The organism is Pantoea sp. BR_17, from assembly GCF_041955125.1.
GTDB lineage: Bacteria > Pseudomonadota > Gammaproteobacteria > Enterobacterales > Enterobacteriaceae > Pantoea > Pantoea stewartii.
Genome location: NZ_JAVAXT010000002.1, coordinates 480475 through 494703, shown reverse-complemented (window position 1 = coordinate 494703; position 14229 = coordinate 480475). Strand labels below are relative to the sequence as shown.

Below are 14229 nucleotides of genomic sequence, written 5' to 3'. Positions count from 1 at the left end.
CTCTGCCGGGCTTTTTAAAGTTGTTTTAGCTCCTTGCGGCGGCAAAGCATAGGTATCTGCCGCCATGCAGTGCATACGCCGACTGCCTATCGTTTCCGAATTGCGTCAAAAAGCCCGGCGGATACCGACCTCTGCCCACAGCAGACGACAGTGCTACACCTGTTGAAAAGTCTGAGGCCCGAGCAAAGGACAGCATCCCAGAATCTTGGCTACCGTACGTTAATGAGGGTGAGACACGCGTAATGATTGAGCGCAATGCGGCCGCTGCGGGATTTTTTTGGGAACTGGATTATCTTGAATGGCGACATTCAAACGAGACTGACAGTCAGGAATGACAGATAAAAAAAGGGGGCCTGGAGGGCCCCAGAGAGTTCAATGTTCAGCAGTAGCTTTTTTATTATGATGTTCAATGGGGACTCGATTTAGTTATCGACGGCATCCGTTCAATCTTCAGCACTTTTCAGGTTTTTTTCAATTGGAACCATGCCGGCGTAATGACCATGGAGGCTGCTCAGAAGGTAAAAAAAGGGGCCAGGAGGCCCCAAACGGAATTAGCTAATGAATTTATTCACGATGCTCACCACCTTCTGGCAGTTCGCTTACTACTGTATCGGCTGGCTTTTCCGGTCCTTAAGGGCCAGTGTGTAACGGTTTATGAATCAGCGTGCCGCACAGCTGACCGCCGTGAGAATTATGATTTCTGAGTTAAGAGTTAACGGCTGACCCTGCCACGCGAACAACGCACCCTGACTGCACTATCCACTCAGGGAGTGTTATTCATGAAAATCCCCCTCTGCTTCCTTACCACTCTGTTTATAACTGCAGGTGCCCATGCCGGCACCGTGATTTATACCGACCATGCGCACCCCGTTACCGGTGAGCTGAGCCCCGACATCACCGTCACCGAGCTGGACGCGCCCGATCGCCTTTTGGCGCAGCAATTCGGACCGCTCTCCGCTAACGCTGCGCAGGCTGAGCAGCAGGCCCGGGCGGTCATCGCCTCCCCGGCGTTCCGTCAGAGTCAGCAGGCCTTAGCTGCTAGCTATGGCGGCGTCGCACACGCCTGGTCACTCGGGCTGGAAAAGTACCCGGCAGTGGTGTTCGACGATAAATGGGTAGTGTACGGCACAACCGACGTCGCAGCCGCCCGGGCGAGACTCGATGCCTGGCGGGAGAAACAGCCGTGAACATGCGCCTTACCAGTACGCGCCGGCTGATGCTGGCCACGCTGTTTACCTGCACCGGCACGCTTGCCAGTGTTAACACCGCGAGTCTGGTCTCCAGCGCCATGAGCCCGGATTGTATCAGCTGGCGCATCAGCGGTATCTGTTACTGGCTGCTCTGTACGCCCTTTGGCTGCACGGTTAAAACCTCGGTCAAAGTCACCCACTACATTCCGGAAGCAGTGGTCTCTGCCTACCTTAACCCGGGCGACAACCCGTGGACCGAAATGTCAGCCGTGAGCGCCACGGCGGGCGGCGCTGAAAGCCTGGTATCCGGCGGTCTTGCCGGCGTGCCTGCAGGTGGTGGCCGTCAGGAGATGAAGGCTCCGGGCATGCGCAAGCAGAACCTGCATTTCTACTACGGCGATGCGTATGGCCACCCGGCGACGTCGCTCATTGGCGGAATGGTGCCGGGCTACTCCTGCCGCTCAGCCGCCACGCCGTTCGTGCCGTATTTTGTGAGCGCCATGGACGCACTGGCCTGGCGAACGGGCATTCCTGAATCGTTCTATCCGGAAGCGCTGATTCCCGGTAAGCGTGAAATCGGGAATACGTTTGCCGGCGAGATGTGGGGCAACGTTTATCCCCGCAGCGGCTTCGTGACGCAGACCGACAGCTACAAATCGGCGGCCGTCGTGGTCCAGCGCGTCGCCGACATCATCACCCGCGAGGGACAGCTGCACGTCTATAACCCACTGATTGGCCAGCGGTCACCGGGTTACTGGCCACCGGATTCCGTTACCGAAAACACGGGCACAAAAAATCACAAGTGGCAGCGGCTTTCGCCTCAGCTGTCGCAGAGCTGCGCGGTCTTTCCGGATACGGGTGGCCAGACGGCGGAAAGCGGCGATTACGCCTGGGCGCTCTGGCAGCCTTACAGCTGCTGTAAGCGACGTGGCCAGACCTTCCTGTACAGCACCGATTTTTAATAAGGACACACTGCATGAAGAATTTCAGCGTTAAAAAACTGCGCGTGGCCACGGGCGCGCTTTTCTTTTCCCTGGTGATGCCGGCACTGGCCATCGATACCACGCTTTCCTCCCAGGGCGTCGGAGTCAGCGGCGCCATCAACGACGGCCTGTTCTACTCCATAGGTGGCGGCTCGGTGATTTCGCCGCCCTCAACGCGTAGCAACATGTCCCGCCTGGGACTGGACGGCGGCTGGAGCAGTGATTTGATGTGCGGCAACTTTGACCTGAAAACCACGGTGGGTAACCAGCTCAACGGTATCACCAGCGGATTTAAGGACCTGATGGGTAACGTCATTCAGGGGGCTACCGGCGCGGTGATGAGCATGCCGGCGATGGCCATTCAGCGTGCCAATCCTGGTCTGTATGAAATGCTGACCAACGGCGTGCTGCAGGCAGGTTTGAACTTCGACAAGGCCCAGATGAACTGTCAGAACATGTCGAAAAAGCTGGCCGACTATACCCTGGGCAGTAAGTGGCAGCAGGCGGCCGTGTCTGAAGAGTATAAAGACATCGTGGCATCAAGCGGCGGTGATGCTGTATCAAGCGACCAGAAGCTGCAGAAGGCCACGGGCGAAGAAGGTGTGACATGGGTCGGAGGCCAGAAGCGCGGCGGCAAGGGACAGCAAGCCATTCAGCCTACGCGTGACCTGGCAAAAGCCGGCTACAACATGATGAACAGCCTGCCGGTGACCAGCAACAGCAGCGTCGGGTCAGCCAGCTGTAACGGAACAGTCTGCCAGCGCTACAAATCCTCCGATGAAGCCGCAGCGGCCGTTGTTAAAGTTCTCGGCGATCGCTCTATCCGCACCTGCCGTGAAACCAGCGAATGCACCAGCGGCGGCGCGGATAACCAGCCGGGCAGCACCGTTGCCGGCACCGGCTTCTCGCCGGTACTGGAAGACGCCACCAAAACCAACCTGGAGCAGCTCAGCAAACTGGTTAACGGTCAGCTTCAGCCCACAGCCGATAATCTGGTCGCGCTAAAAACGGGCAGCCTCGTCGTCACGCGCGGCGTGATTCAGGCGCTGCGTGATGACCCGGACAGGGCCGCACTGGTGCAGCGACTGGCGGGTGAGCTGGCCATGGCTGATACGGTTGAGGCGGCACTCACCATGCGACGCATGCTGACGACCGGTGAGTCTGAGCCGAACGCGGCCGAACAGCCTGAGGCCATTGCCGAGGGTGACCGCCGCGTGGATGCGCTCGATCGCGAGCTGAACGCGCTGCGCAACGAAATGGAGCTGCGCAAGTCCATCAGCAGCAACAGCCTGCTGACCACGCTTGAGCGCCAGGGCGAACGTAATCAGGACAACCAGCTGCAGCAGAAAGCCGGCAATCAGGACCAGGGCTTCAGCCAGATGAGCCAGCCTCAGCCGGGAGGCAACTGAAATGAAGCTCAGATTCCTGATTAGCTGCACCGGCCGCATTCTACTGATATTCCTCTACACGTTTCTGGCAGTGGGCACGCTTTTTGGTCTGGCGTCGGTGTTCATGGCGTATGACCCTGATGGCCACCTTATTCAGAAGTGGCTCTACGACAGCCGGTGGGCCATGTTTGTCTGGCGACTGTGCATGTACATCCTCGTGGGCTGCATCTGGATTCTGAATATGCGGCCGCGCCTGCTGAAGCGCTGGCCGGAAGCAGCGGCACGCCTGCCACGTACCGAGCTACTTGTCGTCATCTATGTTCTGGCCACGGAGTACGTGGCCTGGTCTAACGCAGTTCAGGGAGGCTGACATGACGGCGAACAGTTACCTGGAATACTTCCTCATCCTGTTTGGCTGGGTCCTCAATAACTCGATGTGGGGCATCCTTAGCAGCACCGGTCTGTTCGCGCTGCCGCTGGTTTTTAAGGTACTCGGCGTGTGGCTGAAGGTGCGGGAAGAAGGGGCCGATGAGGGAAACAAAGGCGTTCTGGCGCTGCCGCGCATCGAGCACGCCATCTATGTCTCGTTTGTGGTCATGCTGGTCTGCTGCATTCCGCTGCTGCCGGTGGATATCAGCACGATCAAGTTTGACGACGCGCGGGCAAAACAGTGTGGCTTCAGCGTACCGACGCCGCAGAACTCCGGCTATAAAGGGCTGGTAAATGACTTCGTCGGCCGCACGGCTGAGGTGCCGGTGTGGTGGTATCTGCTGCATGCGATGTCGAAAGGCACCACGCAGGCGATGATAGCGTCCATTCCCTGCGGCACTCAGCTGCGGCAGCTGCGCTTTGACGTGCAGAACACCAAACTGCGCGACCCGGTAGTGCTGCAGGAGGTCCAGGACTTCGCAAACCAGTGTTACTCCCGGGCCTATTTTAAGCTGAAGAACAGCAACAGCCAGCTTAGCGACGCCACCATCAACTCAGTCGGCTGGATTGGCAGTGACTATTTCCTTAACACCTCAGGCTATTACGACTATTACACGGCCATGACGCCACGAAGCCAGTGGCCATACAACAGCAGTCGTGACAGTGGCTATCCGGATACAGGCCAGGGAGGGTATCCGACGTGCAAAACCTGGTGGTCAGACGGCAGCAACGGGCTGCGTAAGCGCGTGCTGGCCAGCATCAGTGATGGCACGCGCATCGAGCTTCAGCGCCAGTTCCCGGGCAGTCAGTGGGAAGAAGCGGCGCTGCGCTGGCTGGTCAGTCCCCGTAATGCCGGACTGTCCGGTGACGGCACAACTTACGCCATAGGTAGTGCAGATAATACCAGCGGAGTGGTCGGTAACCTCACCCGGCTGACGTCGACAATTGGGCTGGGTCTTAAGCAGGCCGAGGCACTGCCGGGTTTTGATGCACTCAAGCAGGCGCTACCGATGATACAGGCGCTGCTACAGATGATGATCATTATCGTCATCCCCGTGCTGATGATGTTCAGTGCCTACGAACCCAAAACAGTAGTGACGATTTCGTTTGCGCTGTTTGCACTGCAGTTCATCACGTTCTGGTGGGCACTGGCAGGCTGGCTGGATGACCGGCTTATCACCATTCTCTACAATAATATGGCTGACCAGGGACTAACCAGCTCAGTCCCTTTTGCCAATTTTATGAGTTCAACCAACGACGGCTGGATCATGAATTTAGTGTTAGGGATGATGTATTTAGTTTTTCCTGCTTTCTGGATGGGGATGCTAAGTTGGGTTGGAGTAAAAATCGGAGGGGTCATCGATTCAGCAATGAGTACCGCATCTAAAATGCCGCAAAAAGCTGGAGACGATGGTGGGAAAGCAGCTGTAAGCGGCGCAAAAACGGTAGTAACTAAGCTCTAAGATTTATGTGGAATAGATTAAGCCGACCGACTATTTAGTAAGTTGGCTTAATCTTTGATTCCACTCCGGTAGTATCCATATCCTTGAGTTCCATTCTGCCAGCCATCTGTATTTAGCTCATCACAGGTATCATTATCTTCTGTAGAAGATCGCAGAAAAGAAGCCACGCTCTTAACAACTTTAACGCCACATTCTTGTGTCGCACTGGATAAGACTACAGGCTCTGGCATTTTGCGCTTAAGCTTTGATATGTCGTGGACAATCTTTTGTCCCTTACTCTCGAAACGAGCCATGGTACTGTCAAAATCATCCTTATCGAACCCGCCATCAACCATACGGCCTCCCATAATTGTTGTTACGCGATGATATGTACCACTCGTTAGTATAGAACTTTACATTACTAAAAAACGGCTTGAGTGGCAAATTTTTGTACAGTTCAAAACATGCATATCACCCCCTGTTTTAAACGACAACTTACGGGGCTTTTTCAATTATTTACAAATTTAGAGTTATAAGGGCCTTAGGATTTACTTTAAAACAGAAAGGGTGTTTTTTTAAGGGTTGATGGGATATGAATGATATACAAATAAATGGCTTGAAAGCGACTATCAATGATCTTGGTATAACGAAATATAGTGTCCGAGATCCTCTACTTGCGGCATGTATAGGCTGGGCTCATGACTATCCTGATTACGCATTCATGGAAGGATTTAGCGAGAGGAAAGGATTAGGTTATCAAATTTTAGTAGGGTTAGTCTCTAATGCATTTAATATTTCCAGGCTTCCCCCCCATGAAGATCGTATAGTTAAAGGTTATAAATTTCCAGATGCAAAAAAATATGCACCAATGATTGAGAGATTTAATGATTCGCTCAATGATTCCAAATGCGAATTTATGCAAAGTGAATTGCTGGCAATATATAATCACACACAAAAAACACTTAAAGCCATTGGGGCCAATAGTCTGATTTTACAAAGGAGCATTCACTCAGAATACTGCGAAAAAGTATTGGTACTTAAAGCAGCAGCAGAACTTTTAGGTAGAGAAAGAGTTCCTGTGGATATGGATGTTCTAAATTCATTTAGTGATCACATCGGATTAAGTGCTTATGGAGGTGTGACCTTTAGGTTGAAAATACCCACGGAGGATATACTTTACTCTCATCTCACGATTACTAATGAGACTAATAAGATGAGTATGGAAGGTGAAGAGTGGATTGTTATAAACAGATCGCGAACGGGGATAGTTGATATCTGCATTACTGATATTTTTATAGACAAGAGTGAAGTAAAAAAAGAAAGTGAAGATGAGATTTTTTTCAATAAAGTTAAAAGCAGTATGAGCATTGATTTTGCTAGGGAGATTTTGTTATGTGACCCATGCGAAGTTTGGCGAAGTTCGTCTGGACCCATAAATTCATTTTTAAATCAAAAATTTTAGTCCTTAGTCTTACAGTATTCACACCTAAGAATTTTTAAGGAACTGGGAAAACCTAGTTCCTTAATAAACGCAACCTATACACATGTGAGGCTTGTAATTGGATCTCATAACGATCTAATATCTCATCCGTTGTACCGTTGCTTACGCAACACGCCAATGTCCCGGCAATCTGAGAGGGACGCCTTCGGGTGATTGCACTGCCAAAACCGTCATGACCTGAGAGACGGAGCCTTCGGGCGGTAAACCCGTCAGCCTTTGAAAATGGGGATCGCGATAAGCGCGATAAAGGATCTACTTTCACCTTCGTCTGATTCGTCAGCACTTCTTTCAGGCCCATAAGCCTGTTTTATTTCGTTTCCTCACGTCTGATGACGTCTGCGTCCGTTGCGAACTTTGCGTTGTGGGTATGACCATTTGGAACATTTGGGCATCTTCCACAACCGCATTGAAAGCAGAGGAGCGCGGCGTCACTTGCGTTCGAGTGAAACGAGTACCAAGTGACGCGCGCAGCGCATTACGGTCAGCGCTTACGCACTGTACCTTTAACAACAGGTTTACCAACGGACCAACACGTATTGAAGGTCTTCTGACGGCCTTAATACGTTTCTCATCTCAAGCTTGATTGATTTTAAACCTATCGTTCATTCGCTTACTAAAGACATGAACGCCACTTAAAAAGGAGAAATTGGCACGACATCGATGGCGACACCAGACAACTGGTGTGTGGAGGCAGACTGATTCATTTCAGCCCGGCGAAAGCCGCGAACAGGTCAGAGACCTGGGGAGCCTTGCAATAACTCAACATTTCGCCGCCCCGATGCACAGATGTCTGCCGAGACGCAGGAAGCGCAAAATGAACCGTGCCGTCGGGGTGAAATTTCATCGTCTGTAATCGTTGTGCAGCCGGTGACAGAGCTTTTCCGTTCACACAGACGGAAAAGCTCTGTCACCTCGTTGAATGGAGAGTGTTCTGTGGCAAAGCTTAATAAAAATTTAAAAACCCTTGCCCGCCAGGCGGGCGGAAGTTTCAAAACTGTATCTGACCGTACAAAAATTGCTAACCGGTTTGCTGACAGAATGATCAGTCTTAACATTCAAATTAGGGACATTAAAAACATAAAGACAAATCACATAGAAATTTATATTCGAAGCCGTCTGGCAGAAAATATATCCAAACGTACACTACAAAATGAAATGGCGGCGATACGTGCAATACTGCGCGTATCGGGTAAAACCTTCATGGCTGACCCAGCTCATCCGAAGTTGAATAATGACGCTCTGAATATCTCTGGAACCAGCCGCGACGGAACTAAGGTTGCAATAACTGATGACTATTTCAACCAGGTATTTGCATCTGTTAGTGAAAAGGACGAGGGCGTCGCCTGTGCAATGAAACTTTCACGGCTTTTAGGTTTGCGAACAGAAGAAACCGTTCAGTCTGTAAAATCACTTCAGACATGGAAAAAAGCACTGCAGAATGGAGATGAAAAAGTTCGCGTTGTTTTTGGCACGAAAGGAGGGCGGCCGAGAGACACCACAATAATAAACAGGACTGAAACTTTGGAATCCATTAATAGAGCAATAACTTATTCTGCTGAAAATAATGGAAAACTTATCGATAAACCATCCATTCATCTGGCAATTGAACGATACAGGAATATCGTCCGAGAGGCAGGACTTGTTGGCGAGTTTGCTCCTCATAGTCTGAGATACGCTTATACAAAGGATGTTCTTCAATTCCATAAGGACAGAGGTTTTAGTCAGAAAGAGGCTGAAGCCCTCACCTCGATGGATTTAGGCCACGGTGATGGTAGAGGGCACTATGTAGCTCGGGTATATAACAAAGTTAATTAAATCAATTTCAAATGAAGTGTTTCAGAGCTGCCAGAAATCCTTGCACAGAAAGCCAGCCTGCAACGCTTGTCAGGGCTGAATAGTCGCCTTGAGTTTTCATGCTTTCAATATATTCCTCTATATCACGACGCAGAGCTTCGACGATCAAATGTCCTTCATCGACTTGATCATCGATGCACCTGAAGTTGATATCATCAATTTTATCATCAGTTACGCTAAAGAAAGCTATGCATGGCATTGTTATCTGTTCTTCAACGCCCAGAGCCTTGATAAAATGCTCGTTAAAAGCTTTTGCGTTAGGCTCAACTGCCGCAGCATGCAGGTAAAAAAGTGTCATATCTTTACCGGTCTCTGCGTTAAGTATTTCAAATCCCCTTGCTGATTTGAGAGCTCTCCTGACAGGGCCGTGCTTCATGTCATAAAAAATAAATGCAAAGGCCTTTGCGCGTTTCTCCCTCATGTGCTCTTTGCAGATAGTATCAAAAGTCCTTACGAACTCGCTGTATCCCATGCCCGTCGCCCGAGCCCCTTTAACTTTTGAGTCTAAAAAGACCGTAAACATAAGTTCCCTCGCTTATTAACTATTGGTCCTGTGATACAAGATATTTTAGGATAACTTATGTGTTTCCAATGTCCGTTTTAAACCTAAACCTGAAAATATTTTTTGGACTTGCCGGGTTATAAATCATCCAGTACGATATACATGCTAACTGTTGTCATCACGACAACTGCCAATGTTCCGGTGATTTGAGAGGAACGCCTTCGGGTAATCACACGCCAATGTCATCATTACCTGAGAGATGACGCTTTAGGGCGGTAACAAATCTGTTAACCTTTGAAAACAGAGACCACTGCGGTTAAGGTCCTTTTCTACTTCGCATTACACTCCCGTACACCTTTTTTACTCATCTGGCATTTTGTGCCTGATTCTCACTCCTGAGGGATACTTTCCCTCCGGGACGGTTCCCTTTTTTTCATAAGGGATCGTACCCATGCATTACACCAGAATGCTCAACCCTCTCACGTTACTGAATTGTGACTCGCCAGCTTCAGCAAAAATCATGGTGGATTACGTAAAAACTCAGCTTAACGTTCGTCTGGATTACAGACTCATGGTCGATGCAGATCCACAGGTTCCTGCTGATGGCCTTCCGGACTACCTGACTTTTCTGAGACATGTCGCGCGCGCAGTTGGTTTTGCAACTGAGCACGGCTATATCAGACACGCCTTTATCGAGGAGGCAGTGGCCGAACTTACTCTCCTGGGGACAAGTGTTAACAGTCTTCACTGGAATGCGGCTTTTCATGAGGGCGCTACCCGGTCTCGCGAGGATAAAGAGCTGGACAACGCTACGGAGCAATTGCGCGCAATGTTTTATCAGAGCGCTGATGCTTCTGACATCGTCTGGCCTTCTTATTAACCGAACAGTTCTCACCCTAACGGGACTTCTGTCCCCGTCAGGGGCAGGGTTCCTCAATACTTTAAGGAATCCTTTATGAACGCATTAACGTTAACACATGATTTTGCCCGTGATTTTACCATCGATTATGCAGCTGAAGCTTATGCAGAAGACGCAGAAGAAGGGTTAACAGTTGATTTTAATACCCACGCCGCGGAACTGACCGCTCATAAAGTTGCACTGGCCAAAGCTGAAGGTGACCTGCTGATTATTGCAGCGCATCGCCGTCTTGGTCTTAACACCGATAGTGATGAAGACGGTTTTCCATACTATGTCTGGGAAATGGCTGACGTTGCCCGGGACCTGGCCGAGCTGTCTGTACGCGAACTCGTGCCGGCATCCTGGCAGTCTTTCTTCGAAAGCCTGTGCCAGATGGCCAGAGACATTGATGAAGCCGCCTGGACGTTTTTTTTCGGCCGTGCTGTGAAGGACGAAGAGGCTATGATGCTGGGGTTTTAATCCGGACGATGCAGATAACGTCGGTTACCGTCATTCGGGTTAACTGTTAACCACCGGCCTGCGTCAGTTTCTGACAAAGGCTTAACCCGCGCGGGGACAACCTCCCCGCCGCAGCGGTGATGGTTTTCTCCGCGCTTAATCAGGAGAAAACCATGAGCAGTATAATGCTTTCACTTATCACCCGCCTTTCAGGCGCACTCAACCGGCTTGCCGGCAACCTGCAGCAACAGCAGGCAGAGTGGTTTACCAACCGCAGCGGCCGCTGCAGCTTTAAGGCAGACGTCGTGCCGACAGAGAACGGGTTTACGCCCGTCATCTCCCGTCGCACCGGCTTCACTCAGCGTGACTGGCATATAGACCAGTTGCCTGGAGCCGGTACTTACGCAACAGCCCGCAAGGCCCTCAGGGCCGGGCGGCTGATGGCGCAGCAGATGGCGGAACTTCGCTACCGCTTTGACTGATGTTAACTGAATGACACTTCCCGGAGGGACCTTCCCTCCCGGGGAGGTCACCTCCTTTTTAAGGAGCGCTTATGATCCGTTTTACATCAACTGAACTTCGCCCGCTGCTTACACAGAACCAGGGCAAAGAGCGTCCGCTGATACTTGAAAAGAATCTTGGAATTTATGTCCGCGTGCCGGATGACAATGGTTGTGCGGAATGGCTGAAAGCCTGGGCTGCCGGCTGCAATCCTGCCAGGTATGCTGACTGGTCAGCACTGTGTGATGCCTTAATACCCGAGCCGGAGTTTTCTTTCAGCACCTTCCTGGACCAGAGTATTTACGATGCCGTGCTGAACGAACATCATGATTTATACATGCAACCCGGCATTAATCAGCTGGCTAAATCGCTGACCATTTATATAGAGACACAGCCGCCTCTGAAGGAATATTTACCGGTTGCGGATTACCGTGATCATATTCAGTGGCTCCACGATCAGTCCCGTCAGCATCTTCGCGCCTGCGTGAGCAATGCTGAGCGTCTCAGCTGGCTTTCGGAGACGCTTCATGTGCTCGACAGGGTTATACGCGTTGATTCTAAGCGGGCTAAACCTGAAGACCGTAAGCGGTTTGAAAGCGCCGTAAGTCGCGTCAAATTCGACATCGAATCGCTGAGGTCAGACGGCTCTTACCGCCGTTACTGATGCCACTCCGGGTTTTACACGGAGCAAAGGAGCGAGGCAGCGAGAAATTACACCCGGCGACGTCAGTCGCCATCATCCCCCTGAGGGCACTCTCCTCAGGGAGATGCCCTCTTTTTTAAACGTAAAAGAGGAGTACAACGATGTTTTCATGGTGCAAAAACCGTCTGGAAATCACCGGTAAGTCTGCCGACATCGACGTTATGCAGTCGTGGATTGCCGGAACCGAAGTGCCGCTTTACCGCCACGCCATACGGCAGGCCATAAAGCTGTTTCTCGCTGGCTGTGCCGGTATGCTCAAACCCGTCAAGGCAACGGAATATCGTGCTTATCCGGAGCTGGTTTCATCAGGCACCGGCGTCGGCACATCACCCAACCAGGCGTTTCAGCATTTCCTGGAACTGCTTGACAGGGATGCCTTGCTTGACGATGCAACGCTCTCGAAAATGGACAAAATCTGGGTTCAGTCCGGCATCGGCGACATTAAGTGGGAAAGTATCCCTCATGCAGCCCGCCAGACCATCTCCCGGCTTATGGCCGTTCATTACGCCGACTGGTTTGGCATCGCCTCTGCGGGCGGTCAGTTTGACCCGCAGGAGCGCTGGGAGTGGCTCAGTATAAAACCGGACATAACCTGTCCGTGTGACATGCTGATGGTGATGCCGTCACGTCTGGCCACCGAGCTCAACGGGGACAGCGGTCTGTTCAGTGGCCTCAGCACCACATCAGAACTCTATACCCAGCTCTACGGGACGGAGTTTCCGGCGGGGCACCGGCTGGAGTGTAGTCGTGACGATATCGGTTCACTGAAGCTGACGTTCTCTTCTCCCTGGTATCCGCCGTCGGCGGAAGTCATGGGGCAGATGTCGCAGAAGTTTGACTGTGAAATCCGTCACTACTGGCTGTCTCCGGATGCCGGCACGTCGGGTTACAACTGTTTTGACCGCGGTGACCACGTCGACAGCGGTCCTTACCCGGAGGAGGACGTGCAGTATCCGGTGAGTGAAGGTGCCCGTCTGTATCAGTTCAGTGCTGAAGCAGGCGCACCGGCCACGCCGTCAGTTGCGCACTACGCCGGCGTTCTCGCATGACGTTACCAACCGACAGACCGGTATCTCAGGTCTGTCAGACAATGGCCACAGCATCTGCTGTGGCCGCTTTTTTACCCGAAGGGGGAACATCGTTTCCCTTACGGGGCGTGTTCCCCTTTTTTTCTGAGGAAACACGCATGAGCATCCGTACCGACCATGAGAAAGAATTTATCTCCCTGTTCAACTCCATCGCCCGGGGCACCCGGCGTATTCAGGTGTTTACCGACTTCATCAGCTGCAGCGTTATTGCACTTCAGAATGGTGTGCAGTTCTGTGAGAAACGTGAAAAGAAGTACATGGCCATCGTGGGCAGATACCAAAAAGAGGACGTTTTATCGATGGCCAGACTGCTGGCCTGTGTAGTGAACGGCCTGGAAGAAAAGATTTGTGACTTTCTCGGGCGCATTTACATGCTGCTGGAGCTCGGTGACAAAGACAAAGAGCAGTATTTTACTCCATGGAGCGTGGCGCTGATGATGGCGCAGCTGCAGTTCGGCGCGCAACTCAGCAAGCCTGAAGAGGTGTTCAGAGACAAGCCGTTTATCACGTTTGCTGAACCGGCCTGCGGCGCAGGTGCCATGACGCTGGCATTTGCCAGCATGCTCCGGCAGGCAGGTTATTCACCTCACCGGTATCTGTGGGTGTCGGTAACTGACATCGACCCGCTGGCGGCGGGTATGGCATATATCCAGCTGTCACTTTGCGGCATACCCGGAGAGGTTGTGATCGGGAATGCCCTGAGCGACGAACGGCGGCGGGTTCTGCTGACGCCGGTACATTACTGGGAGGGATGGTCAGGACGACTGCAAAAGCATGTTAAAAAGCCCGAAGAGCAGAGTGAAGCTGCCGCATGACCGCAAACAAACGCCAGTCTGTTAATTAACTGAGAGGCTTTTATTTACCGATAAAAAAGGGGCATTTGCCCCTTTTTTACTACTTAATAAAACGCTCCAGAAGCCACTTAAACAGCGAGCTTAAGGCGATTTTGCTGATCCAAATCAGCGGGATAAGATAGGGTTTTGGGTTTCCATTCCTATCAAAAATCAGGCTTTGCAGAGTCATATTGATTCCTCATGACTGCTTTACAGTGAGCCGAATCAGCCTCTACAATGAAGGTGTTCAGACTTCAGTTGTGCAGTTCGGCAATGAATTTCACTTCTGTCAAAAACACCTTCTGGTGTGCGAAAGGCTGAGAGCATTGGCGTGCTTTCGGCCTTTTTTATTTCCATTCTTAAACTCCTCGCTTTCATGGACACCCCACATATAGCCCCTGCTTAACAACTCACGTACAGCATGTAGTAGTATTTTAGGTAGTTACTGGCGGTTAACA

15 protein-coding genes are annotated in these 14229 nt (G+C 51.5%); 13 read left to right on the top strand and 2 right to left on the bottom strand.

What is annotated here, in order from left to right; all coding sequences use genetic code 11:
- Nucleotides 1–779: 779 nt before the first annotated feature.
- From RAC60_RS05900 to RAC60_RS05880, 5 genes are all read left to right on the top strand, one after another.
- Nucleotides 780–1187 (top strand): TIGR03757 family integrating conjugative element protein, encoded by a 408-nt coding sequence (locus RAC60_RS05900; protein ID WP_375092940.1) that lies wholly within the window; start codon nucleotides 780–782, stop codon nucleotides 1185–1187.
- A 2-nt stretch (nucleotides 1188–1189) separates the two neighbouring features.
- Nucleotides 1190–2152, top strand: a complete 963-nt coding sequence (locus RAC60_RS05895) for a TIGR03756 family integrating conjugative element protein (RefSeq protein ID WP_375093009.1) — start codon at nucleotides 1190–1192, stop codon at nucleotides 2150–2152.
- Between the two features lie 77 nt (nucleotides 2153–2229).
- On the top strand, nucleotides 2230–3582 hold the full coding sequence (locus RAC60_RS05890; protein ID WP_375093007.1) for an integrating conjugative element protein: 1353 nt from the start codon (nucleotides 2230–2232) through the stop codon (nucleotides 3580–3582).
- Nucleotide 3583: 1 nt separating this feature from the next.
- The gene (locus RAC60_RS05885) at nucleotides 3584–3931 is read left to right on the top strand and encodes a hypothetical protein (RefSeq protein ID WP_375092938.1); all 348 of its coding nucleotides are present in this window, start codon (nucleotides 3584–3586) and stop codon (nucleotides 3929–3931) included.
- A gap of 1 nt (nucleotide 3932) precedes the next feature.
- Nucleotides 3933–5453: a conjugal transfer protein TraG N-terminal domain-containing protein gene (locus tag RAC60_RS05880; RefSeq protein WP_375092936.1), complete on the top strand. Its 1521-nt coding sequence runs from the start codon at nucleotides 3933–3935 to the stop codon at nucleotides 5451–5453.
- Nucleotides 5454–5500: 47 nt separating this feature from the next.
- Here RAC60_RS05880 and RAC60_RS05875 read toward each other — a convergent pair whose 3' ends face one another.
- Nucleotides 5501–5788, bottom strand: coding sequence for a hypothetical protein (locus RAC60_RS05875; protein ID WP_375092935.1), 288 nt, complete (start codon nucleotides 5786–5788; stop codon nucleotides 5501–5503).
- 236 nt (nucleotides 5789–6024) lie between these two features.
- Here RAC60_RS05875 and RAC60_RS05870 point away from each other — a divergent pair, with 236 nt between their 5' ends.
- The gene (locus tag RAC60_RS05870) at nucleotides 6025–6894 is read left to right on the top strand and encodes a hypothetical protein (RefSeq protein WP_375092933.1); all 870 of its coding nucleotides are present in this window, start codon (nucleotides 6025–6027) and stop codon (nucleotides 6892–6894) included.
- 972 nt (nucleotides 6895–7866) lie between these two features.
- A complete protein-coding gene (locus tag RAC60_RS05865) occupies nucleotides 7867–8748 on the top strand; it encodes an integrase domain-containing protein (RefSeq protein WP_375092931.1) in 882 nt (293 codons plus the stop codon).
- Nucleotides 8749–8755: 7 nt separating this feature from the next.
- On the opposite strand, the gene RAC60_RS05860 is transcribed toward RAC60_RS05865, so the two are convergent.
- A complete protein-coding gene (locus tag RAC60_RS05860; RefSeq protein ID WP_375092929.1) occupies nucleotides 8756–9310 on the bottom strand; it encodes a hypothetical protein in 555 nt (184 codons plus the stop codon).
- A 430-nt stretch (nucleotides 9311–9740) separates the two neighbouring features.
- Here RAC60_RS05860 and RAC60_RS05855 point away from each other — a divergent pair, with 430 nt between their 5' ends.
- The 6 genes from RAC60_RS05855 (at nucleotide 9741) to RAC60_RS05830 (ending at nucleotide 13753) form a co-directional block, all read left to right on the top strand.
- Nucleotides 9741–10169 carry a hypothetical protein gene (locus tag RAC60_RS05855; RefSeq protein WP_375092927.1) on the top strand — a complete coding sequence of 143 codons (429 nt, stop codon included), beginning with the start codon at nucleotides 9741–9743 and terminating at the stop codon, nucleotides 10167–10169.
- A gap of 75 nt (nucleotides 10170–10244) precedes the next feature.
- A complete protein-coding gene (locus RAC60_RS05850) occupies nucleotides 10245–10667 on the top strand; it encodes a hypothetical protein (protein WP_375092925.1) in 423 nt (140 codons plus the stop codon).
- A 152-nt stretch (nucleotides 10668–10819) separates the two neighbouring features.
- A complete protein-coding gene (locus RAC60_RS05845; RefSeq protein WP_110003486.1) occupies nucleotides 10820–11128 on the top strand; it encodes a hypothetical protein in 309 nt (102 codons plus the stop codon).
- Between the two features lie 71 nt (nucleotides 11129–11199).
- Nucleotides 11200–11811: a hypothetical protein gene (locus tag RAC60_RS05840; RefSeq protein ID WP_375092923.1), complete on the top strand. Its 612-nt coding sequence runs from the start codon at nucleotides 11200–11202 to the stop codon at nucleotides 11809–11811.
- 140 nt (nucleotides 11812–11951) lie between these two features.
- Entirely contained in the window at nucleotides 11952–12899 is a 948-nt protein-coding gene (locus RAC60_RS05835; protein WP_375092921.1) for a DUF1281 domain-containing protein, read from the top strand.
- 137 nt (nucleotides 12900–13036) lie between these two features.
- A complete protein-coding gene (locus tag RAC60_RS05830; RefSeq protein ID WP_022622228.1) occupies nucleotides 13037–13753 on the top strand; it encodes a type I restriction-modification system subunit M in 717 nt (238 codons plus the stop codon).
- The last annotated feature ends 476 nt before the right edge of the window (nucleotides 13754–14229 follow it).

Excerpts from the sequence above, each read along its gene's own strand:
- RAC60_RS05900 (WP_375092940.1), top strand. The coding sequence starts at position 780 with ATGAAAATCCCCCTCTGCTTCCTTACCACTCTGTTTATAACTGCAGGT.
- RAC60_RS05895 (WP_375093009.1), top strand. The coding sequence starts at position 1,190 with ATGCGCCTTACCAGTACGCGCCGGCTGATGCTGGCCACGCTGTTTACC.
- RAC60_RS05890 (WP_375093007.1), top strand. The coding sequence starts at position 2,230 with ATGCCGGCACTGGCCATCGATACCACGCTTTCCTCCCAGGGCGTCGGA.
- RAC60_RS05885 (WP_375092938.1), top strand. The coding sequence starts at position 3,584 with ATGAAGCTCAGATTCCTGATTAGCTGCACCGGCCGCATTCTACTGATA.
- RAC60_RS05880 (WP_375092936.1), top strand. The coding sequence starts at position 3,933 with ATGACGGCGAACAGTTACCTGGAATACTTCCTCATCCTGTTTGGCTGG.
- RAC60_RS05875 (WP_375092935.1), bottom strand. The coding sequence starts at position 5,788 with ATGGTTGATGGCGGGTTCGATAAGGATGATTTTGACAGTACCATGGCT.
- RAC60_RS05870 (WP_375092933.1), top strand. The coding sequence starts at position 6,025 with ATGAATGATATACAAATAAATGGCTTGAAAGCGACTATCAATGATCTT.
- RAC60_RS05860 (WP_375092929.1), bottom strand. The coding sequence starts at position 9,310 with ATGTTTACGGTCTTTTTAGACTCAAAAGTTAAAGGGGCTCGGGCGACG.
- RAC60_RS05855 (WP_375092927.1), top strand. The coding sequence starts at position 9,741 with ATGCATTACACCAGAATGCTCAACCCTCTCACGTTACTGAATTGTGAC.
- RAC60_RS05850 (WP_375092925.1), top strand. The coding sequence starts at position 10,245 with ATGAACGCATTAACGTTAACACATGATTTTGCCCGTGATTTTACCATC.
- RAC60_RS05845 (WP_110003486.1), top strand. The coding sequence starts at position 10,820 with ATGAGCAGTATAATGCTTTCACTTATCACCCGCCTTTCAGGCGCACTC.
- RAC60_RS05840 (WP_375092923.1), top strand. The coding sequence starts at position 11,200 with ATGATCCGTTTTACATCAACTGAACTTCGCCCGCTGCTTACACAGAAC.
- RAC60_RS05835 (WP_375092921.1), top strand. The coding sequence starts at position 11,952 with ATGTTTTCATGGTGCAAAAACCGTCTGGAAATCACCGGTAAGTCTGCC.
- RAC60_RS05830 (WP_022622228.1), top strand. The coding sequence starts at position 13,037 with ATGAGCATCCGTACCGACCATGAGAAAGAATTTATCTCCCTGTTCAAC.